The following is a 20,966-nucleotide window of genomic DNA, read 5'->3' on the forward strand; positions in this document are numbered from 1 at the left end:
AGGAAGGTCGATTTCGTTGGTGCGGGATGCCGACGCTGTAGACGGCAACAACATGGAAAAGTTCATCGCGGGACCAGGCCGAGGATGTCGTTGTAGAACGCCAACCCCATCAGCCCGGCCAGCAACGCCAGGCCGATGTACTGGCCGGCGGCGATGGCACGCTCGCTCAGCGGGCTGCCCTTGACCAACTCGATAAGGTAATACAGCAGGTGGCCGCCGTCCAAGATCGGGATCGGCAACAGGTTGATGATGCACAGGCTGAGTGACAGCAGGGCAAGGAACTGCAGGAACCAGTCCAGGCCGCGTTTGGCTGAAACATTGGCCACGCGGGCGATGGTCACTGGCCCGGAAACGTTCTGCAGCGAGGCTTTGCCGGTGACGATGCGGCCCATCATGCCCAGCGAATCGGCCGCCAGGCGGCCTGTTTCGCGCACGGCCACGGTGACCGCGTCGAGCGGGCCATAGCGCAGCAGGGTGTCATAGGGCGGGCTGAACGAGGTCGGGAACTGCACGCCGATCTGCCAGATCGGCTCGCCCTTGGAATCCTTGCCCTGGCGCGGGGTGACTTCCAGCGCCAGGCGTTCGCCGCCCCGCAGGACCTCGATCATGCCCGGGCCGCCAGCGCGGCCCAGCGTCTGGATCTCGCCGATGACCTGGTCGGCACCGTCGATGCGCTGGCCGTCGATCGCCACGATCAGATCGCCCGGCTGCAGCTGCCCGGCCACCACGGAGTCCGCGGTGAGCGAATCGACCCGTGCCGGTTGCAGCCACGACTGCCAGTACAGGCCAGCCAGGATCGGCACGCGTCGTTCATCGAAACCGGAGGGCAGCTGCGACAGCGGCAGGGTGCGCACGCGCACCTGATCGGCCGGGTCCAGCACTTCCAGCTTCACGTCGCGGCGGTCCATCGCTGCGGCTGTCAGCGCCATGCTGGCCTCGCCGAGGGTGACCACCGGGCGCTCGTCCACGCGCAGCACGCGGTCGCCGCTGGTCAGGCCGGCGCTGGCGGCGATGCCGCTGACACGGCCGATGGTCGGCGAATAATCCTGCTTGCCGATCACGAACATCGCCCACAGCAGCAGGATGCACAGCAGCAGGTTGGCGATCGGTCCGGCGGCGACGATGGCGATGCGCTGCCAGACGGTCTTGTGGTTGAAGGCCTGGCCGCGCTCGTGCGGGTGGACTTCGACTTCGCGTTCGTCGAGGAATTTCACATAACCGCCCAGCGGGATGGCGGCGATGGCGAACTCGGTACCGTGCTTGTCCCGGCGCGACCACAGCGGCCGGCCGAAGCCGACCGAGAAGCGCAGGATCTTGACCCCGCACAGGCGCCCGACCCAGTAATGCCCGAACTCGTGGAACGTGACCAGCAGCCCGAGGCTGACAATCATCCACCAGACCGATCCGATGAAGTCAGTCATGCAGGCTCACAGTGGCGGGCAGGGGCGGCGGCGTCATGCTGGGCGAGGCGGTCGTTCAGGCGGCGTCGATGGCGTTCAGGGTCAGCTGGCGTGCCCGCTGGTCGGCGGACAACAGGACCTCCAGTGTATCGGCTCGCTGGGTCGGCAGTGTTGAAAGAGCGTTAGCAACCAGCTCCGGGATGGTCAGGAAACCGATCCGGCCCTGAAGAAACGCTGAAACGGCCTCTTCATTGGCAGCATTCAGCACCGCCGGCGCGGTGCCACCGGCCTGCATCGCCTGCCAGGCAAGGGCCAGGCAGGGGAAGGCGTCGGTATCGGGGGCCTCGAAATCCAGCCGGCCCTGGGCCAGCAGGTCCAGCCCGGCCACGCCCGATTCGATGCGTTGTGGCCAGCCCAGGCCAACGGCCAGGGTGGTGCGCATGTCCGGCAGGCCCATCTGCGCCAGGGTCGAACCGTCCACGAACTCGACCAGCGAGTGGACCAGGCTCTGCGGATGCACCAGCACTTCGATGCGCTCACCGGGGATGCCGAACAGGTGGTGGGCCTCGATCACTTCCAGGCCCTTGTTCATCAACGTCGCCGAATCGACCGAGATCTTTGGGCCCATCGACCATTTCGGGTGGGCCACGGCCTGGGCCGGGGTGACCTGGGCCAGCGCGGCCCGGCTGCGGCCGCGGAACGGGCCACCGGAGGCGGTCAGCAGGATCCGGCGCACACCGGCGCCGTCAGTGCTGGCGTCGCGCGAGCGCAGGCACTGGAAGATCGCGCTGTGTTCGCTGTCGATCGGAATGATCTCAGCGCCAGCGTGCTGGGCAGTGCGGGTCAGCAGCTCACCGGCCAGCACCAGCGATTCCTTGTTGGCCAGCAGGATGCGCTTGCCCGCGGCGGCCGCGGCCAGCGTGGAAGACAGCCCGGCCGCACCGACGATGGCGGCAACCACGGTGTCGCAGGCATCGCTGGCGGCCAGCTGGTCCAGCGCGGCATGGCCGGCATGCGCCTCGGTGGCCAGTCCGGCATCGCGCAGGCCGTCGCGCAGCTCGGCGAACAGTGATGCGTCAGCGATCACCGCGTGCGCGGGCCTGTGCTGGCGGCACAGCGCCAGCAGCGCCTGCACCTGGCGGCCGGCGGCCAGCACGGTGGCCTGGTAGCGCTGCGGGTGGCGGGCGATCACGTCCAGCGTGGAGGCACCGATCGAGCCGGTGGCGCCGAACACGGCGACCCGGCGCAGGTCTGCGACAGCATTCATGGTCAGAACCCGAAGATTTCCTTGCCGAGTGCGAACACCGGCACTGCAGCCAGGACGCCGTCGACACGGTCGAGCACGCCCCCATGGCCCGGAATCAGGTGGCCCGAGTCCTTGGCGCCCGCGTGGCGCTTGATCAGGCTTTCGAACAGATCACCCAGCACCGAGGCGAACACGGCCACGACCGAGGTGATCAGCAGGCCCGGCAGGTGTGCGGTATCGATGCCGGCCAGCCAGCCCAGGCCGACGGCCACGGCGACACCGGCCAGCAGGCCGCCGAACAGGCCTTCCCAGGTCTTGTTCGGGCTGATGCGCGGGGCCAGCTTGTGCTTGCCGAAGTGACGGCCGGCGAAATAGGCGCCCGAATCGGCCGCCCAGACCAGTGCCAGGGCAGCCAGCAGCCACAGGTGGCCCTGCTTGCCCGGCGGATCGCCGCCAGCATGGATCAGCACCAGCGCGGCCCAGGCCGGAACGATGGCTAGTGTACCCGCCAGCATCTTCACGATGCGCGAGGGTGCCGACGGTTGCGCACCGAAATTGAAGAAGCGAAGCCAGACCAGCGCCGCCAACCACCAGGCGACACCGGCCAGCGTGGTTATCTGGAACAGCACCAGCGTGCTGCCATCGGCCCAGACCAGCAGCACCATCAGCAGCAGGTTCAGCACCAGCAGCACGGTGCGCGCCAGGGTGTCTTCGATGCCGGCCAGCTTCAGCCACTCCCACAGGCCGATCAGCAGCACCGCAGCGGCCGCCGCTGCCAGCCATTGGGTCGGCAGCAGCAGGATCGCGGCAATGGCGACCGGCGCCATGATCAGCGCGGCAAGGACTCGGGTCTTGGTCATGGGCTGGAAGTCTCGGTGGCCAGTGCGGCGATCTGGGCGCTGGTCAGGCCGAAACGACGCTCACGGCTGCCGTAGGCGTCCAGCGCCTGCTGCAGCAGAGCGGGATCGAAGTCCGGCCACAGCGCCTCGGTGAACCACAGCTCGGTGTACGCCAGCTGCCACAGCAGGAAGTTGCTGATGCGGGTGTCGCCACCGGTGCGGATGAACAGGTCCGGTGGCGGCAGGTCGGCCAGGGCGACCTGGCTGCCCAGCAGCGATTCGTCGATCTGTTCGGGCAGCAGGCGGCCGGCGGCGACCTCGGCGGCCAGTGCGCGCGCAGCACGGGCGATGTCCTGGCGGCCACCGTAGCTGGCGGCGATCGACAGGGTCAGGGTGGTGTTGTCCGCGGTGCGCTGCTCGGCCAGTTGCATGCGGCTGACCAGCCCGGCGCCGAAGCGTTCGCGCTCGCCGATGAAGCGCACGCGCACGCCACGCCGATGCAACTCGTCCACTTCGCGGTCGAGCGCGCCGAGGAACAGCTTCATCAACGCATCGACTTCTTCCTGCGGCCGGCCCCAGTTTTCGCTGGAGAACGCGAACAGGGTCAGTGCCGGAATGCCCAGCTCAAGGCAGCGCTCGATGGTGCGGTTGACCGCACGCGCGCCGGCCCGGTGGCCGATCACGCGCGGACGACGGCGCTGCTGTGCCCAGCGCCCATTGCCATCCATGATGATGGCAATGTGGCGGGGCAGGGCGGCCGGCAATGGAGGCGGGACTGAAGGCATCGACTTCAGACCGACAGCAGTTCTTTTTCCTTGTCGGCAACGACCTTGTCGACGTCCTTGATGTTGGTGTCGGTCAACTTCTGGATGTCGTCTTCACCGCGCTTCTTCTCGTCTTCGCTGATCGCCTTGTCCTTGACCAGCTTGGCGATTTCCTTGTTCGCGTCCTGACGGATGTTGCGGATGGCGATCTTGGCGCCTTCGCCTTCCTTCTGCACCTGCTTGGCCAGCTCCTTGCGGCGCTCTTCGGTCGGCGGCGGCATGTTGATGCGGATCGCGGTGCCCAGGGTGTTCGGGGTGAACTCGGCGTTGTAGAGCCCCTTTTCGATCTCCTTGATCATGCTCTTGTCGAACGGCGTGACCAGCAGCGAGTGGGCGTCGGCGTTGGAGATCGATGCGACCTGGTTCAGCGGGGTGCTGGCGTTGCCATAGGCGCTGACCGTGACGCGGTCCAGCAGGGCCGGGGTGGCGCGGCCGGTGCGGATCGAGGTGAGGGTGTGCTTCAGAGCGTCGATGCTCTTGGCCATGCGCGTCTGCGCGTTGTTCTTGATGTCGTTGAGCATCGCCCGGTCCTGGGTGTAACTGGAATCGGGCGATTATAGGCGAATACGGGACGCTGCCGGGCCTGAATCGGCCCGGAGCTCGCCTGGCGCTCAGGCTCAGGCCGGATCGCGGCCCTGGACCAGGGTGCCGATGTTCTCGCCGCTGAGGATCTTCAGCAGCTCGCCCGGCTGGCCCATGTCGAACACGCGCATCGGCAGGTCGCTGTCGCGGGCCAGTGCGAAGGCCGCCGTATCCATCACCTCCAGGCCGCGGCGGATCACTTCGTCGTAGCTCAGGCTGTCGAAGCGGACCGCGTCGCTGTGCTTGTTCGGGTCCTTGTCGTACACGCCATCGACCTTGGTCGCCTTCAGCAGCAGGTCGGCACCGATCTCGATCGCACGCAGCGCGGCGCCGGAGTCGGTGGTGAAGAACGGGCTGCCGACGCCAGCGGCGAAAATCACCAGGCGGCCCTTTTCCAGGTGGCGGATGGCGCGGCGGCGGATGTAGTCCTCGCACACGTCGTTGATCTTGATCGCGCTCATCACCCGGGCCTTGGCGCCCAGCTTCTCGAGGGCGTCCTGCATGGCCAGGGCGTTGATGACCGTGGCCAGCATGCCCATCTGGTCGCCGGTGACCCGGTCCATGCCGCCAGCGGCCAGGCCGGCGCCGCGGAAGATGTTGCCGCCGCCGATCACCAGCGCAACTTCGGCGCCTGCCTGCTGGGCTTCGATGACCTCACGGGCCAGGCGGTTGATGATCTTCGGGTCGATGCCGTAGTCCTCATCTCCCATCAGCGCCTCCCCGGATAGTTTCAGAAGGATGCGGCGATAGGCGAGCTTGGACATGGGGACCTCGGGTGCGTGGAAATCGCGGGCGATTCTACGCGCATGCGGCGTCGGGCCATAGTGTTTTGTGCACTGCGGCGCAAAATCCTGGCGTTCGCCCCGGTCACGTGGGGCGCCCCGTTCAGCCCAGCTCGGCGCCGGCGGTGGCCGAAAGCTCGTCGTGGCCGAGGGCGCCGGGAGAGCGGGCGATCACCCGGTTGCGGCCCAGGTTCTTCGATCGGTACAGCACATCGTCGGCGGCACGCAGCAGGTCCTGCACGTCGGCAAAGCGCTCGTAGCCGCCCTGGGTGGCCACGCCGGCGGAGAAGGTGACGAACAACGGCCCTCCCTCCAGCTCGGCCATCGGCGTGGCGACGATGTTGGCCAGCACCCGGCGGATCACGTCCAGGGCCACGCTTTCGCTGGTATTGGGCAGCAGGGCGACGAATTCCTCGCCGCCGAAGCGGGCCACGGTGTCGCTGTTGCGCAGCTGGCCCTGCAGCTTGCCGGCAAAGGCGCGCAGCACCTCGTCGCCGGTCAGGTGGCCGTGGGCATCGTTGATCTTCTTGAAGTCGTCCAGGTCGATGAAGGCCACCGACAGCGGCCAGCCCTGGCGGCCGGCGCGCAGGAACTCCTGCTCCAGCACCGCCTCCAGCTGGCGGCGGTTGAGCACGCCGGTCAGGGCGTCGCGGTGGGCCTGGTCGGCCAGGCGCTTGGCCCGCGCCTCGAATTCGTCGGCGCGGCGGCGCGCCTGGTCGGCATCCTGCAGCTCGCGCAGGTTGCGCAGGGTGGCCAGCTCCTGCGCGTGGTCGATCAGCTCGCGCACGCGCAACGGCGAGTTCAGGCCGGCCTCGAACAGGCTGGCGATGTCCGGCAGGGCCTCGCTGATGCGGGTCAGCACCTGGTCGAAACGGGCGCTGTCGAGTTCCAGCCGGTCATGTACCTGGTGCAAGGCACGCTCGCGGGCGGCATCGGCATCTTCGTCCAGCCAGATGTCGGCGACAGCGCCGGACAGCTGCACGCAGGCCTGGAACGGCGAATCGGCAGCGTCGTCGTCCTCGCTGTGGCTGATGCTCTCCACCAGATAGCGCGGCAGGCCCCATTGCTCGGCCACCCAGGCGCCGACATCGGCGTGGCTGCAGCCGAGCGCGTCGCGCTCGCGGGCAACCAGGTCCGTGTTGTCACGGGCTTCGCGCAGCAGCGGCAGGTAGCGCTCCGATTCGGCCTGGGCCAGGCACAGCACGCCCAGGTCCTGCAGCAGCCCGGCCAGCATCAGTTCCTCCAGGCGGCGCAGGCCGCGGGCCTGGCCCAGCTGGCTGGCGGCCAGTGCGCTGAGAATGCTGCGCTTCCACGCGCGCTGGCGCAGGTCATGGCCAGCGCCGCTGCCGCCGGTCAGGCCGTCGGTAACGGTGAAGCCAAGGGCGAGGCTGATGGTGGCATTCAGGCCCAGCATGGTCAGTGCCTGGCCGAGGTTCTCGATGCGGCGACGACTGGCGTACAGCGGCGAATTGGCGATGCGCAGCATGCGAGCGCTCAGCGCCATGTCGATGGCGATGATGTCGGCGGCGGTGGCGATGTCCGCTTCCGGGTCCTGTGCCAGTTCGATGATGCGCAGGGCAATACCGGGTGGCGAAGGCAGGTTGCGGCAGAGCGCCAGGGCAGCTGTCAGCTCGGGAGGCATGTCGGGTCGTTCAATTCCATTGGGACAAGAATACCTAGGAATGCATCACAGTCCGTGATTTTCGTTCCTGCTATGTGACTGTGGATTCCCTGCGCCGAGTATCGGCTTGATTCGCGCGCAACGCAAAGGTGCCGGTGTGCGCGGCGTCGGTGTGCGCACCTACAGTTGGAGCATGGGCCTCCCATTGTCCCGGGCATAAAAAAAGAGCCGCGGTTTCCCGCGGCTCCTTCTGGTCGCTTCGCAGCCGGAAGGCTGGAATCAGACCTGCATCGCCTTGGCAACTTCAGCGGCGTAGTCTTCCACCACCTTCTCGATGCCTTCGCCGACGATCAGCAGCTTGAAGCCAGCCACGTCGGCGCCAGCGGCCTTGACCACCTGCTCGACGGTGGTGTCGCCCAGCACGTAGGTCTGGCCGTACAGGGTCACGTCGCTGACGATCTTGTTGATCTTGCCGCTGATGATCTTTTCCAGGATCTCGGCCGGCTTGGCCTTGTCCTTTTCGGACATCTTGGCCAGCTCGATTTCCTTTTCCTTCTCGACGAAGTCGGCCGGAACGTCCGAAGCCTTGTTGTGCGGCGGCTTCAGGGCAGCCACGTGCATGGCCAGGCCACGGGCCAGTTCGACGTCGCCGCCGACCAGGTCGACCAGCACGCCAACCTTGCCGTTGGTGTGGACGTAGGCGCCGACGGTGTTGTTGCCATCGACCTTCACCATGCGACGGATCTGGATGTTCTCACCCAGGGTCTGCACGGCGGTGGCGCGGGCTTCTTCAACGGTGCGGCCATCGGCCAGCTTGGCAGCCTTCACGGCTTCCACGTCGGTGGCGCCCGATGCCAGGGCGGCAGCGGCGACGGCATTGACGAAGGACTTGAAGTTGTCATCGTTGGCGACGAAGTCGGTTTCCGAGTTGACTTCGACCAGCACGGCCTTGCCGCCATCCTGGGCCAGGCCCAGACGGCCTTCGGCGGCCACGCGGTCAGCCTTCTTGTCGGCCTTGGCAGCGCCGGACTTGCGCATGGCTTCAGCAGCAGCGTCGATGTCGCCGTTGGCTTCGGTGAGCGCCTTCTTGCATTCCATCATGCCGGCGCCGGTGCGCTCGCGCAGTTCCTTGACCAGGGAAGCAGTGATTTCCACGGGATTACCTCACGAAAGAAAGGGGTTGGGCCGGCATGGTGGCCGGCCCGTGTGACACGGTCCTGTCACGCGCCAAAGGCTGCGTGCAGGGAGGGTGGACGCCGGGCGTCCACCCCGGGGCCTGGATCAGGCCTGGGCGTCGTCGCCCTTCTTGGCAGCCTTCTTGGCCGGAGCGCGGCGGGCCGGCTTCTCTTCGCCTTCAGCAGCGGCTTCAGCGAACTCTTCCTCACGCACCGAAGCAGCGTGCGGAGCAGCAGCCTTGCCTTCCAGCACGGCGTCGGCAGCGGCGCGGGCGTACAGCTGCACAGCGCGGATGGCGTCGTCGTTGCCCGGGATGGCGTAGTCCACCAGTTCCGGGTTGTAGTTGGTGTCGACCACGGCGATGACCGGGATGCCCAGCTTCTTGGCTTCCTTGATCGCGATGTCTTCGTGGCCGATGTCGATCACGAAGATGGCGTCCGGCAGACGGTTCATGTCCTTGATGCCGCCCAGCGAGGCTTCCAGCTTGTCGCGCTCGCGACGCAGGCCCAGCACTTCGTGCTTGACCAGCTTCTCGAAGGTGCCGTCGGTTTCACCGGCTTCCAGTTCCTTCAGGCGGGCAACCGACTGCTTGACGGTACGGAAGTTGGTCAGGGTGCCGCCCAGCCAACGCTGGTTCATGAACGGCATGCCGCAACGCTCGGCTTCTTCCTTGATGGTTTCGCGGGCGCTGCGCTTGGTGCCCAGGAACAGGACGGTGCCGCGCTTCTGGGCAACCGACGAGATGAAGTTCATCGCGTCGTTGAACAGCGGGACGGTCTTTTCCAGGTTGATGATGTGGATCTTGCCGCGGGCGCCGAAGATGTACGGAGCCATCTTCGGGTTCCAGTAGCGGGTCTGGTGGCCGAAGTGGACGCCGGCTTCCAGCATCTGACGCATGGTGACCTGGGGCATTGCAATACTCCTGATATGGAACCAGCGATTCCGCCCGCGGGATAGGTATGCGGGACGCGTGGAAGCGCGATCGGTTCCGGGGTTGGGCTTCCCTGTTGCCTCCGTGGCCGAACTCCTTGCGGAGCACCCCGGCACGGATGGGGGCAGCAGGTGTGGATTCACCGGTGACGTCCGGTGTGGACGGTCTCCCGCGCACGCAGGCGGCAGGAATCCGGTCGATTATAGCCCGCTCGGTGCGCTCGCTGCAATTGGCGGGTCCGGCACGGTCAGATCGACCACGCGGCCGTCCTGCAGCCGGGCCTGGAAATGGCCACGGGCATAGCCGTCGGCATGGGCGGGGAGGGCCCAGCGGCGCTCCCGGCCCGCCAGCAGGTAGCCGGCCAGTCCCGGCAGCAGCAGGGTGCGGTGGCCATCGTCGGCGACGAACGCAAGATCGTGCAGGCGGGCGTGTACGGTACCTGCGTTGCTCAATCTCAGAAAGGGATGTGACGTACCGGGTTCGATCCCGGCATGCAGCTCCGGCCGCGCCAAGGGCACGGCGTGTCCCCTGAACAAGGGCAGCGAGTACCGTGACAGGTCCGGTTCACTGGGAGCCAGAAGCACCCGGTAGGCCTGCTCGACGGCAATGGGCGACCTCTCCCGGGGCAGCAGCCAGATGCGTTGGCGGGTGCCGGGCGGGAGGTCGAGCCGGGCAGGGCTGGCCAGGATCTGGTCACTGGGCCGCAGCTTTTCCGCGTCGGCCTGCTGTTCCCAGGCCAGGATCCGAACCTCGCCCTGCCAGCGGCCGGGCCCGGGGTTGTACAGCCACAGCTCGCCGTACCCCCCTTCGGCTGGCAGCTGCAGGGTGGTCGGCACCAGGTCCAGCGCCGCCGCGGGCAGCGCCAGCAGCAGTACCAGCAGGCTCAGCAGGGTACGCATCAGTAGATGACGGTCACGGCAGGCACCGCGTCGTCGCTGTCGGCCGGCGGCGCGAGGTCGCGGATCTGTTGCGGAAGCTCGGGCGCGTCGCTGCGTTTGTGCGGTGCCGCGCATCGGGTATTACCGGCATCACCGCTGCAGCCCTCGACCACGGTCAGCCGGATCTGCAGGGGTGTGCTGCCGGGATCGGCCCACGCGGGCGTACTGGCGACCAGCATCGCCCCGATCAGAAGTGCGCGAACCACCTGCCATCCACCGTGCTGTAGGACCCGTTGCGCGGTATCGGCAGGATGCGCCGGAACTGTAGAGCCGAGTCCATGCTCGGCCTGCCGGATGCCAGAAAATGAAGCCGAGCTGGGCTCGGCGCTACAGGGGACTCAATAGGTGATCGTCACCTGCACCAGATCGTTGTAGGTACCGGCCGCGGGCTGGCCGGTGACCGGCGGCACCCGGCCATAGATGGTCAGCTGCTGCGCGCTGCCACTTCCGGTGCCGCCAACGGTATCGACGTTGAGGGTATTGCCCCAGCGCAGGCTGCGCGCGGCATCGCGGTACAGCTCATAGGGGAGGTAGTAGGTGCCGCTGCCAATGGTGGTGGCCATGCGTCGGGTGGTGGAGGCGGCGGGGTTGTTCTGGCCGTTGTTGAGGCTGATCTGGTAGGCAGTGTTCTTCAGGCAGGTCAGCGTGAGCGTGGCGGTCCGGTCGATGTTGGCGGGAATGCTGCCGGTGACGTTGCCGAAGTCCATGCTGGTGGTGACGTAGCTGCCGCATTGCGGCAGCACGTTGGCAGTGGCGGTGAAGCTGAATGCCCCACTGGCGCTGTTGGTGCCGGTCGCGCCGCCGTTGCAGGTGGCCGGCACGGTGGCGGTGCCGAGCAGGACTTCGTTCCAGGCCCAGGTAAGCACCACGTTGGCGCCGCTGAAGGTGCTGCTGTAGGCACCCGAAGCGAGGATCTGGTTGGCAGGGATCTGCGCGAACAGCTGCACGGACTGCGCACCGCTGCCGCCGGTCAGCAGCGGCACGCTGTAGCTCATGGTCAGCTCCTGCGCGGGTGGCGTGCCGTGCGGCACCAGGCCGGTGGCCTGGCTGTAGCTGGCGGTGTTGTACAACTGGAAGTTCATGGTGTCGCTGGTGGAGGTGGACATCGTGCGGAAGGTGGAGCTGCTGCCGCCGCCACTGCCAGCGCCGATACCCACGCAGACGCGGACGCCGGTGGTGGCCAGCAGGCTCAGTGCGGCGGTGGTGCAGGTCACCGTGATGTTCAGCGTTGCCGCCGTAGGGCCGGGAGCGTTGCTGTTGATGTTGCCGAATGGCAGGGTCGGATTGGCCGCCGCCGTGCAGACCGCGGTGGCACTGGCGGGCGCCGCCGCCAGCAGGCCGGCCCACAGCAGCAGGACGAGCAGCAGCATCCTCATGGCGCCACCTCCGGAATACACTGCAGCGGTGCCGGCTTCGGCCGGGCGCCAGACGCCACCACCTTGGGCTGGTCGGGTACCTTCACCCGGCACTGGCCGCGGCTGGTGGTGATGTACAGCACGCTGCCGGCAGCGATGTCTTCCAGGTACAGCAGGCCGTCATAGCCCACCGTGGCCTGGCGTCCATCGGGCAGCTGCACTTCGCTGCCCACTTCCAGTGGCTGCCCGTCCATGCTCTGAAGCGTCAGGCTCAGAGAGGGACGCGAGCGCAACTGGAATGTCACGTGGGTACCGGCGCGCTGGCGCGGCGTCACCCAGTCCTCGATGCGGTCGGCACGCATGTCCTCGGGCAGGTCCAGGGTGTCGATCGAGACCCGGTTGCGTTGCCAGGACAGCAGCGGGCTGACCAGCAACAGGCCACGATCATCGGTGACGCCGATCAGGCGGTTCTCCAGCCGCACCGGCACGCCGCCGACGCCGTTGGTGCTGATCACCGCGAACGCGTCCGAGACCTCGCGTGTGGCGAACGCGTGCCCGCCCATCCAGACCAGGCTGCCACTGGCGCTGCCGTAGGCATAGTTTAGCCCGCCCTGGCGCGAGGCGCCGAACGAGTAGCGGCCAATGTCATTGAGGATGCCGACTTCGGCCAGGCCGCCGTTGCCGTCCTCGCCGTGGCGCACCTGCGCGCGCCAGCCGATGCCGCCTGCACTGCCATCGCCGGGCACCGGCTGGGTGACGTCGGCCACCCAGGTCTGGCTGTCGCCGTTGCGCTGGCTGGACAGGCTGGCCTGGCGGTTGTTGCCCAGGCTGGCGGTCACCGACAGATAGATGCTGCGGTCATCACTGTGGTCCAGGTTCTGGTTCACCGACAGGTAGGCCGACCAGCGCTGGCTCCAGGTGCGCGACCAGAACAGGCTGGCATAGCGGTTGTCTTCGCCATCGGGGTAGCGCAGGCGCAGGTAGCTGGCGCTGAGCGTGCCCAGCCGCAGCAGATCCAGCCCGACCGTGGCCTGTTCGCTGATGCTCGGCGGCAGGTTGCCCTGCAGCGCGCCGAGGTCACGGTAGTCGCCGTGGCTGCGCACGCTGCGCAGGTTGACGTTGAGACGGCGGTTGTTCCAGCTGTAACCCAGTGCCCACTGCCCGCCCTGCAGGCCGTAATGGTTGCTGTGCGCGTAGGCCGCGTTGAACACGCCGGCGCCGCCCAGCAGCCACCAGCCGCCTATGCCGGCCTGGGCCAGGCCACCTCCGCCTTCAGCATGCGCTTCACCGGTGAAGGTATCGCTGATGCCGCCGCGCCAGCTGGCACTGGCCACGGTGCGATCGTCGTAGGCGAAGGAGCGCTGGCCGAAGTCCTCGCGCAGGTTGCCGACGCCGACCGACCAGTCGGACAGGCCCTTGGCCAGCAGTTGCTGGGTGCCATAGAAACTGAAATCCAGTGTCTGCATGCGGCCGAATGCGTCGGTGACCACGACCTGTGCGCTGCCGGTGCCGCTGATGCCTGGCTGCGCGGCCAGCTGGAACGGGCCGACCGGGACCTGGCCGCTGTACTGGCGCAGGCCGTCGACATACAGCTCGACGGTGGAGGGCACCACGGCCTGGCCGAGGAAGCTGGGCGTGGGAGTGAGCACGCGATACGGCTGCAGGCCGTAGTTGCGGCCGATCTGCAGACCGCCCAGGCGCACCGGGCGGGTCCAGTCGACAAAGCCGCTGTAGAAATCGCCGACCTCCAGCGTCATCGCCTTGTCGGGGAAATCCAGGCTCCAGCGCGTATCCAGGCGCACGCTCTCACCGCGCCAGCGACGATCGCCGGGCTGCTGGTAGCGTCGGCTGACCGCGGTGTTTTCGAAGGTACCGTTGCCGACGCCGAACAGGCGCAGTTCCGAGCTCAGGCTGAGGTTGCCGAGCGTATCCACCCGGCTGCCATACACGTCGTAGTTGAACAGCAGTCCGGGTGAGGCACTGCCTGCGGGGGCGCGCGTCTGCGGGCGGCTGAGCACGGTGGTCGGCAGGGTCAGCTGGTCCAGCGGCACGTCCAACGCCAGGGTCTGCAGGCGTGCGTCATAGCGCACCACCGCGCCGCTGATCTGGTCCAGGTACACCGGTGCATCGCCGTTGGCGTTGAAGCCGAGCTGGCGCAGCACGTCGGGGCTGGCCTGCAGGCGGCCACGGTTCTCGATGAAAGGCATCAGGCCGCGTGGGGTGCTGTTGAGCGACACGTCCAGGTACAGCGTCTGGTTGGCGGTCAATGGTGTGGGCGGTGGCAGGATCGCATCGGCGGAGATGCCTGATGCATCGGCGGCGGCGGTGGCCGCTGCGCCGGACACATCGGCGGCTTGGATCGCCGCAGGAGCCAGGGCAGCAAGCAGCGCACCCATCAACGCCTCAGCGAGCCGATGGAGGCGACAGCGGCGTCTGTTCCGACTCGCCATTGAGCTTGGCCGTGATCTGGTCGTTGTCGCGGTCGATCGCCGTGCGCTCGATCGGCCAGCGCATCACCTGCCCGGGCAGCACGTATCCCAGCAGTCCGGGATGCACGATGCGCGGGCGCGTGGCACTGCCCAGCGCGAGATCGGCGATCTGTGCATAGCTGTTGCCCGCGTTGGCCACCTCGACGCCGTTGCGGCCATCGGGCAACTGCACCAGGCGGGCCTGCAGCTGCGGCGCAAGCTTGCCGGCGCCGGGTTGCACGAACACCGGTATCGAATAGCGCAGCACGAACTGCATCCCTTCGGCACGGGTGGCCAGATCGGGCACCTCGTCGACAATCAGGCGGTAATGTTGCTGTGCAGGTGGTGGCGTCCTGTCCGGACGCATCACCCGGACCAGCTGCTGCTGTCCGGCAGCCAGTTCCTGCATCGGCGGGGTGACCACCAGCTCATCGGTGGGCAACAGTTGTTCCTGGCCGTCCTGCTGCACCCAGCGGAACACCCGCACCTGCAGCTTCACCGGCGAGGTGCCGCTGTTGGTCAGCCAAAGCTCGCCGGCACGCTGGCGCGCTTCCAGCTGCAGGCTGGTGGGGGCGACCTGCAGGCTGGTGGCTTCGGCAGGGGCGGCGAGCACCAGGCTCAGGACGAGCAGCGCCACGCCGGTGGCGCGCCACGGGCGGGGTCGGGCCATGCGGGCGTGCTCCATCAATAGGTGATCGTGGCGGTAACCGTATCCAGGTAGTTACCGGTCGCCGGGTTGTTCGTACTGAGGTTCAGGATCTGGCCGTAGACGATGTAGGGCACGGCCAGCCCGGTGCCGATGCCAGCCTGGGTGTTGGTGCCGGAGGTGGCACCCCAGACCAGGGTGTGTGCGGCGTCCTGGTAGAGCTGGTAGCCGACGTAGTTGTTGGCGGTCACCGCGGCGTTGGTGTTCTTCATCCGGCGGGTGGTGACGTCATTCGCGGTGCTGGCGTTGGCACCTGCATTCAGTGAAATCGTGTACGGGGTCAGTGCCGAACACTGGGCGGTGACCGTGCCCTGGCCCAGGGTGGGGGTAGCGGTGGTCGAGGCCGCCGTGCCGAAGTCGACGTTGGTGGCGGCCGCAGCGGTGATGGTGCAGGCCTTGGTGACCACCAGGGTGACATTGAAGGTGGTGGTGTCTGCAGCCAGGGCCGGGCTGGACAGCAGGATCCCGGTCAGGGCCCAGGCAAGCGGGGAACGAAGCGCGGATCGCATGGACAACCTCCCTGACCCGAAGGTCCGTTGAACAAGGCGAAGGCGGCACGTTCGGCACCGCTTCGGCGACGGTGACCCCAGCTTAGGTGGCGTAAGTGTCTGTATTTCGTGATAAACAGGGAGGTGAAAGGGTGGCGGCGATCACGCTTTCACTTTCCTTGCCGGAACCGTGCATGGCCCGGATCGCCAGTTGGGTGGCGTTCGTTCAGATTGTGGCCGGATCGGCGATAATGGGGGCCATGAGCGTGAATCTGAAAACCCCGCAGGAAATCGAGATGATGCGAATCGCCGGCCGCCTGGCCAGCGAAGTGCTCGACATCGTCACCCCCCACGTCAAGCCCGGTGTCACCACCGAGGAACTGGACCGCATCTGCCACGACCACATCGTGAACGTGCAGGGCGCCATTCCGGCCAACGTCGGCTACCGCGGCTTCCCCAAGACCGTGTGCACCTCGGTCAACAACGTCATCTGCCATGGCATCCCCAGCGAAGGGAAGGTGCTCAAGGATGGCGACATCATCAACATCGACGTCACCGTCATCAAGGATGGCTGGCACGGCGACACCAGCCGCATGTTCTTCGTCGGCACCCCGTCGGTGATGGCCCGCCGCCTGGTGGAAACCACCTACGAAGCGATGTGGCGCGGCATCCGCGCGGTGCGCCCGGGCGCCACCCTGGGCGACATCGGCCATGCCATCCAGAGCTATGCCGAAGGCGAGCGTTTCAGCGTGGTGCGCGAGTACTGCGGCCACGGCATCGGCAAGGTCTACCACGATGAGCCGCAGGTGGTGCATTACGGCCGCCCGGGCCAGGGCCTGGTGCTGCAGCCGGGCATGACCTTCACCATCGAGCCGATGATCAACGAGGGCACCCGCTACAACAAGGTGCTGCCGGATGGCTGGACCGTGGTGACCAAGGACCGCAAGCTGTCGGCGCAGTGGGAGCACATGATCGCGGTCACCGAGACCGGCGTGGACGTGCTGACCCTGTCGCCGGGCGAGTCGCAGGTCTCCTGAAGATGCTGCCGGCGAGTTCGCTGCTGGACACGCCGGCCGCGTCGCTTAACGACCCGGACTGGGCTGCTGCCGCGCGCCAGGCGCTGCAGCAGGCTGACGCACGCCTGTACCGCCGCTTCGACCAGGGCGACAACATCGAGCGCCTGCTGGCGCTGCGCGCGCGTGCCGCCGACCATCTGATCCGCCTGGCGTGGCAGCGTTGCCTGCCAGCCGATAGCGGGCTGTCGTTGTTCGCGGTGGGGGGCTATGGCCGCGGTGAACTGTTCCCGCGATCGGACATCGACCTGCTGGTGTTCGGTGATCCGTCGGCACAGTTGGCGCATGAATCCGCACTGGCACGCCTGTTCGCACTGCTGTGGGACTGCGGGCTGGCGGTCAGCCATGCGGTGCGTTCGGCGCCGCAGTGCCGTGAGGCGGCGGCGGACCAGACCGTACTGACCGCGCTGATCGAGGCGCGCCCGATCCTGGCCGATGATGCGGCACGCCGCGCGCTGCGCGAGGCCATCGACGATCGGGAATTGTGGCCGGCACGCACCTTTTTCCTGGCCAAGCTGGAAGAGCTGCGCAACCGCCACCAGCGTTTCGGCGACACCGCCGACAACCTGGAACCGGATCTGAAGGATGGCCCCGGTGGCCTGCGCGATCTCAATACGCTGGGCTGGATGGCGCTTCGCGCGTTCGGTGTACGTGACCTGGAAGCGCTGGTCGGGCTGGGCCATCTCGGTGCCGACGAAGCCGCCGCGTTGAAGCGCGAACGTGCAGTGCTGGCGCGGCTGCGCTTCGGCCTGCACCTGGTGGCGCGACGCCCCGAAGAACGGTTGCGCTTCGATTACCAGAAGACCCTGGCCGCGCGCCTGGGCTTCGAAGACGATGCCGAGAATCTCGGTGTCGAGAAGATGATGCAGGGCTTCTACCGCGCCGCGCTGGTGGTGCGCCGGATCAGCGACCGCCTGCTGCAGCGCTTCGAGGAGCAGTTCGACGGCGAGGCGCAGCCGGAGCCGTTGACCGTGGGCTTTTCCCTGCGCCGTGGCTACCTGGCGGCCAACGAAGCTGACTGGCCGCGCGGCGATATCGGCCAGGTGTTCGCACTGTTTGCCAGCTGGGCCAACAATCCGCAGGTGCGCGGCCTGCATTCGCTGACGGCACGCGCGCTGGCCGAAGCGCTGCCGCTGTTGCCGGCCTACGACCAGGCCGACGTCGATGCGCGCGAGCAGTTCCTGGCGTTGCTGCGCGGCCAGCGCCCGGTCGATACGCTCTCGCGCATGGCGCGGCTGGGCGTGCTTGGCCAGTGGATTCCCGCCTTCGCCCAGGTCAGCGGGCGCATGCAGTTCGACCTGTTCCATGTCTACACCGTCGACCAGCACACGCTGATGGTCCTGCGCAACATCGGCCTGTTCGCCAGCAGCCGTGCCGACGAGCGCTTCTCGATCGCGCATGAAGTGTGGCCACGCCTGCGCAAGCCCGAGCTGCTGCTGCTCGCCGGCCTGTTCCATGACATCGCCAAGGGCCGTGGCGGCGACCATTCGGAGCTGGGCGCGGTGGACGCGCGCGCGTTCTGCCAGGCGCATGCGCTGAGCACGTCCGACACCGAACTGGTGGCGTGGCTGGTCGAACAGCACCTGCGCATGTCGGTGACCGCGCAGAAGCAGGACATCGCCGACCCGGAGGTGATCCATCGCTTCGCCACCCTGGTCGGCAGCCGCGATCGCCTGGACTATCTGTACCTGCTGACCTGCGCCGACATCGCCGGCACCAGCCCCAAGCTGTGGAATGCATGGAAGGACCGCCTGCTGGCCGACCTGTACTTCGCCACCCGGCGCGCGTTGCGCGAGGGGCTGGAGCACCCGGTGCCGGCGGCCGAGCGCGTGGCCGAGGCGCGCGACAGCGTGCGCGCGCTGGTGCGCGAGCGGGGTTACGACGATGCCACCATCGACCGCCAGTTCGCGGTGATGCCGGATGAGGGCTTCATCCGCCTGCGCCCTGAGCAGCTGGCCTGGCAGGCCGCCGCGCTGGTGCCGGTGAAGCAGGGCCAGGCGCTGGTGAAGGTACGCCGGATCAGTGTCGACGACCCCGCGCTGGAAGTATTCGTGCATTCGCCGGACCGCGACGGCCTGTTCGCCGCGATCGTGATGACGCTGGACCGCAAGGGCTACGGCATCCACCGCGCACGCGTGCTGGACGGCCCGGCCGATACCATCTTCGATACCTTCGAAGTGAACCCGGCCGATACCTTTGCCGATGGCAGCAGTGCCAATCTGGAAGCGGCGCTGCGCGAGGCACTCAGTGGTGACCTGTCGCGCCTGCGGCCGTCACGCCGGGTGGTGCCACGGCAGCTGCGGCACTTCCGCTTCGCTCCGCGCATCGAATTCCGCGATGAGCCGGGCGCAACCCGTTTCGCGCTGGTCGCTCCCGACCGTCCCGGCCTGCTGGCCGATGTGGCGTTCGTGCTGCGCAACCAGGGCCTGCGCGTGCATGATGCGCGCATTGCCACGTTCGGCGAACGCGCCGAAGACACTTTCGTGATCAGTGACGAACACGACCTCCCCCTGACTGAACCTGCCCGGCAGCAGTTGCATGACGCGATGCTGGCCTGCCTGGATCCTGATCGAAACGCCGGAGACCCCGCCTGATGGCCACCAAGCCCGCCAAGAAGACCGCCGCGACCCCCAAGAGCGCAGCGGCCCGGAAACCTGCTGCCGCCGCACCGGCCGCGAAGAAGGCCACTGCGCCGAAGAAGGCCGCTGCGGTGAAGGCCCCGGCGAAGAAAACGGCAGCAGCGAAGAAGGCACCGGCCAGGAGCGCCGAAGCCGTCCGCGCCGAAACCATCGCCCGCAAGTCGCTGCGCAAGCCGTCGGCACCGGGTGTGGAAGAGCTGAAGTTTGGTATCGAGAGCGCCTTCGAGCGCCGTGCCACCTTGACCCTGCACGAGCTGGAAGGCTCGACCAAGCCACTGGTCAACCGCGTGATCGACGGCCTGGAGAGCGGTGAGTTCCGCGTCGCCGAGCCGGACGGCCAGGGTGGCTGGAAGGTCAACGAGTGGCTGAAGAAGGCCGTGCTGCTGTATTTCCGCGTCAACGACATGGCGGTGGTCGATGCGCGCCCGGCGCCGTTCTGGGACAAGGTCGAATCGCGCTTCGCCGGCTATGACGAAGCGAAGTTCCGCCGCGGCGGCGTGCGCGTGGTGCCGGGCGCGATCGCCCGCCGCGGTACGTACTTCGGCAAGGACGTGGTGCTGATGCCGAGCTTCACCAACATCGGCGCCTACGTCGGCGAAGGCACCATGGTCGACACCTGGGCCACCGTGGGTTCGTGCGCGCAAATCGGCCAGCACTGCCACCTGTCCGGTGGCGCCGGCATCGGCGGCGTGCTGGAGCCGCTGCAGGCCAGCCCGACCATCATCGAGGACCACTGCTTCATCGGTGCCCGTTCGGAGGTGGTGGAAGGCGTGGTCGTCGGTCACCACAGCGTGATCGGCATGGGCGTGTTCCTCAGCCAGAGCACCCGCATCTACAACCGTGCCACCGGCGAAATCACCTACGGCTACATCCCGCCGTACAGCGTGGTGGTGTCCGGCTCGCTGCCGAGCAAGGACGGTACCCATTCGCTGTACTGCGCGGTGATCGTCAAGCAGGTTGATGCCAAGACCCGCAGCAAGACCAGCGTCAACGACCTGCTGCGCGGCCTGGCCGACTGAAGGTGGCTGCGCCGGAGGATCTGGCGCAGTCCGCGATCTACCGGCATCCGTCCGACACCCTGTTCGGGCGGATGCTGCCGCGCCTGCTGCACGCCCCGCGCTGGACCCGGCTGCGCCGCGCACTATCGCGGCGCTGGCCGATGCCAGCGCTGGTCAGTGATGTGCGCGATGTGGTCTACGTGAGCTGGTGGGTCGACGTGCGCCACGCGCCGATGCCACCGCCAGGCCATCATTACGTGGTCCATGCCGGACGTACGCCTTACACCATCCTCAGTTACCGTCACGGTCACTTCGGGCCGGCGTTGGCCGGGCCGCTGCGTTCCCTGATGCCGTCTCCAAGGCAGAGCAACTGGCGCTGGTACCTGCGTCGTGACGATGCTCCGGACGGGACACCGGTGGTGCTGTTCGACCGCAACGTGATGGACCAGCTGCCCTTCGTCGCCGGCGCGCGTGCCTTCAGCGATGCCATGCAGCCGCATCTGTCCACCCGCTTCGAACATGCGGTGCGCGCCGATGGCGGTGGGCATACCCGGATCGAAGGCGGGCAGGGCAGTGCGCCGGAGCTGTACCTGCAGTGGCAGGCTGCTGCGGGCTGGGAGGACGCGGCATGGACGGCGGCTTTCGGTGGCCATCAGGCCCTCCTGCGTTTCCTCACCTGCCAGGACGAGGCCATCGCCCGTACCTGCGACTGTCGCTGGGCCAGCACCCGCATCGCGTTGCCGGTGGAGATCGACCGCCTGCAGCCGCTGCAGCTGGAAGGCGAGCTGCAGTGCCCGCGCCTGCAGGCGATGGGCGTGGCGTTGCACGAAGGGCTGGCCTTCCTGCTGCCACGGGTGCCGTTCCGGGTCGTGTCCGAGCGCCTGTTGTGAGATTCTGGCC

Annotated in this window: 19 protein-coding genes; 4 read left to right on the plus strand and 15 right to left on the minus strand. The window is 67.5% G+C overall.

What is annotated here, in order from left to right; genetic code table 11:
- Positions 1-62: 62 nt before the first annotated feature.
- The 15 genes from rseP to ACW5IY_RS07210 all read right to left on the minus strand — a co-directional run bounded on the left by rseP (position 63) and on the right by ACW5IY_RS07210 (position 15,377).
- Positions 63-1,421: an RIP metalloprotease RseP gene (gene rseP, locus ACW5IY_RS07140; RefSeq protein WP_049436474.1), complete on the minus strand. Its 1,359-nt coding sequence runs from the start codon at positions 1,419-1,421 to the stop codon at positions 63-65.
- Positions 1,422-1,476: 55 nt separating this feature from the next.
- Complete coding sequence (locus tag ACW5IY_RS07145) at positions 1,477-2,667, minus strand: 1-deoxy-D-xylulose-5-phosphate reductoisomerase (RefSeq protein WP_049436475.1); 1,191 nt, start codon at positions 2,665-2,667, stop codon at positions 1,477-1,479.
- A gap of 2 nt (positions 2,668-2,669) precedes the next feature.
- Positions 2,670-3,506: a phosphatidate cytidylyltransferase gene (locus tag ACW5IY_RS07150; RefSeq protein WP_010486331.1), complete on the minus strand. Its 837-nt coding sequence runs from the start codon at positions 3,504-3,506 to the stop codon at positions 2,670-2,672.
- The gene (gene uppS, locus ACW5IY_RS07155) at positions 3,503-4,270 is read right to left on the minus strand and encodes a polyprenyl diphosphate synthase (RefSeq protein ID WP_032127943.1); all 768 of its coding nucleotides are present in this window, start codon (positions 4,268-4,270) and stop codon (positions 3,503-3,505) included. The genes ACW5IY_RS07150 and uppS overlap by 4 nt, the downstream gene beginning before the upstream one ends.
- A 5-nt stretch (positions 4,271-4,275) precedes the next feature.
- Positions 4,276-4,830 carry a ribosome recycling factor gene (frr, locus tag ACW5IY_RS07160; RefSeq protein WP_032127942.1) on the minus strand — a complete coding sequence of 185 codons (555 nt, stop codon included), beginning with the start codon at positions 4,828-4,830 and terminating at the stop codon, positions 4,276-4,278.
- A gap of 96 nt (positions 4,831-4,926) precedes the next feature.
- Complete coding sequence (gene pyrH / locus ACW5IY_RS07165; RefSeq protein WP_010486325.1) at positions 4,927-5,655, minus strand: UMP kinase; 729 nt, start codon at positions 5,653-5,655, stop codon at positions 4,927-4,929.
- Between the two features lie 121 nt (positions 5,656-5,776).
- Positions 5,777-7,315 (minus strand): GGDEF domain-containing protein, encoded by a 1,539-nt coding sequence (locus ACW5IY_RS07170; protein WP_049436476.1) that lies wholly within the window; start codon positions 7,313-7,315, stop codon positions 5,777-5,779.
- A gap of 258 nt (positions 7,316-7,573) precedes the next feature.
- Entirely contained in the window at positions 7,574-8,449 is an 876-nt protein-coding gene (gene tsf / locus ACW5IY_RS07175; RefSeq protein ID WP_049436477.1) for a translation elongation factor Ts, read from the minus strand.
- Between the two features lie 126 nt (positions 8,450-8,575).
- Complete coding sequence (rpsB, locus tag ACW5IY_RS07180) at positions 8,576-9,382, minus strand: 30S ribosomal protein S2 (RefSeq protein WP_005408748.1); 807 nt, start codon at positions 9,380-9,382, stop codon at positions 8,576-8,578.
- 219 nt (positions 9,383-9,601) lie between these two features.
- A complete protein-coding gene (locus ACW5IY_RS07185; RefSeq protein WP_049436479.1) occupies positions 9,602-10,300 on the minus strand; it encodes a fimbrial biogenesis chaperone in 699 nt (232 codons plus the stop codon).
- Positions 10,300-10,545 carry a hypothetical protein gene (locus ACW5IY_RS07190; RefSeq protein WP_401741144.1) on the minus strand — a complete coding sequence of 82 codons (246 nt, stop codon included), beginning with the start codon at positions 10,543-10,545 and terminating at the stop codon, positions 10,300-10,302. Before ACW5IY_RS07190 ends, ACW5IY_RS07185 begins: the two co-directional genes overlap by 1 nt.
- Positions 10,546-10,677: 132 nt before the next feature.
- Entirely contained in the window at positions 10,678-11,715 is a 1,038-nt protein-coding gene (locus ACW5IY_RS07195) for a Csu type fimbrial protein (RefSeq protein WP_197638472.1), read from the minus strand.
- The gene (locus ACW5IY_RS07200; RefSeq protein ID WP_049436482.1) at positions 11,712-14,090 is read right to left on the minus strand and encodes a fimbria/pilus outer membrane usher protein; all 2,379 of its coding nucleotides are present in this window, start codon (positions 14,088-14,090) and stop codon (positions 11,712-11,714) included. Before ACW5IY_RS07200 ends, ACW5IY_RS07195 begins: the two co-directional genes overlap by 4 nt.
- Positions 14,091-14,097: 7 nt before the next feature.
- Positions 14,098-14,847: a fimbrial biogenesis chaperone gene (locus ACW5IY_RS07205; protein ID WP_197638471.1), complete on the minus strand. Its 750-nt coding sequence runs from the start codon at positions 14,845-14,847 to the stop codon at positions 14,098-14,100.
- On the minus strand, positions 14,847-15,377 hold the full coding sequence (locus ACW5IY_RS07210; RefSeq protein ID WP_049436484.1) for a Csu type fimbrial protein: 531 nt from the start codon (positions 15,375-15,377) through the stop codon (positions 14,847-14,849). The genes ACW5IY_RS07205 and ACW5IY_RS07210 overlap by 1 nt, the downstream gene beginning before the upstream one ends.
- Positions 15,378-15,550: 173 nt before the next feature.
- Between ACW5IY_RS07210 and map the strand changes: the two genes are divergently transcribed.
- Genes map through ACW5IY_RS07230 form a run of 4 tightly spaced genes read left to right on the plus strand, consistent with a single transcriptional unit; the run spans position 15,551 to position 20,956 of the window.
- On the plus strand, positions 15,551-16,393 hold the full coding sequence (gene map / locus ACW5IY_RS07215; protein WP_049436485.1) for a type I methionyl aminopeptidase: 843 nt from the start codon (positions 15,551-15,553) through the stop codon (positions 16,391-16,393).
- Positions 16,394-16,413: 20 nt separating this feature from the next.
- On the plus strand, positions 16,414-19,023 hold the full coding sequence (locus tag ACW5IY_RS07220) for a [protein-PII] uridylyltransferase (RefSeq protein WP_456044017.1): 2,610 nt from the start codon (positions 16,414-16,416) through the stop codon (positions 19,021-19,023).
- Entirely contained in the window at positions 19,023-20,087 is a 1,065-nt protein-coding gene (dapD, locus tag ACW5IY_RS07225; RefSeq protein ID WP_049436487.1) for a 2,3,4,5-tetrahydropyridine-2,6-dicarboxylate N-succinyltransferase, read from the plus strand. Before ACW5IY_RS07220 ends, dapD begins: the two co-directional genes overlap by 1 nt.
- Before the next feature lie 2 nt (positions 20,088-20,089).
- On the plus strand, positions 20,090-20,956 hold the full coding sequence (locus ACW5IY_RS07230; protein WP_049436488.1) for a hypothetical protein: 867 nt from the start codon (positions 20,090-20,092) through the stop codon (positions 20,954-20,956).
- The last annotated feature ends 10 nt before the right edge of the window (positions 20,957-20,966 follow it).

This window comes from Stenotrophomonas sp. C-A (assembly GCF_054030835.1).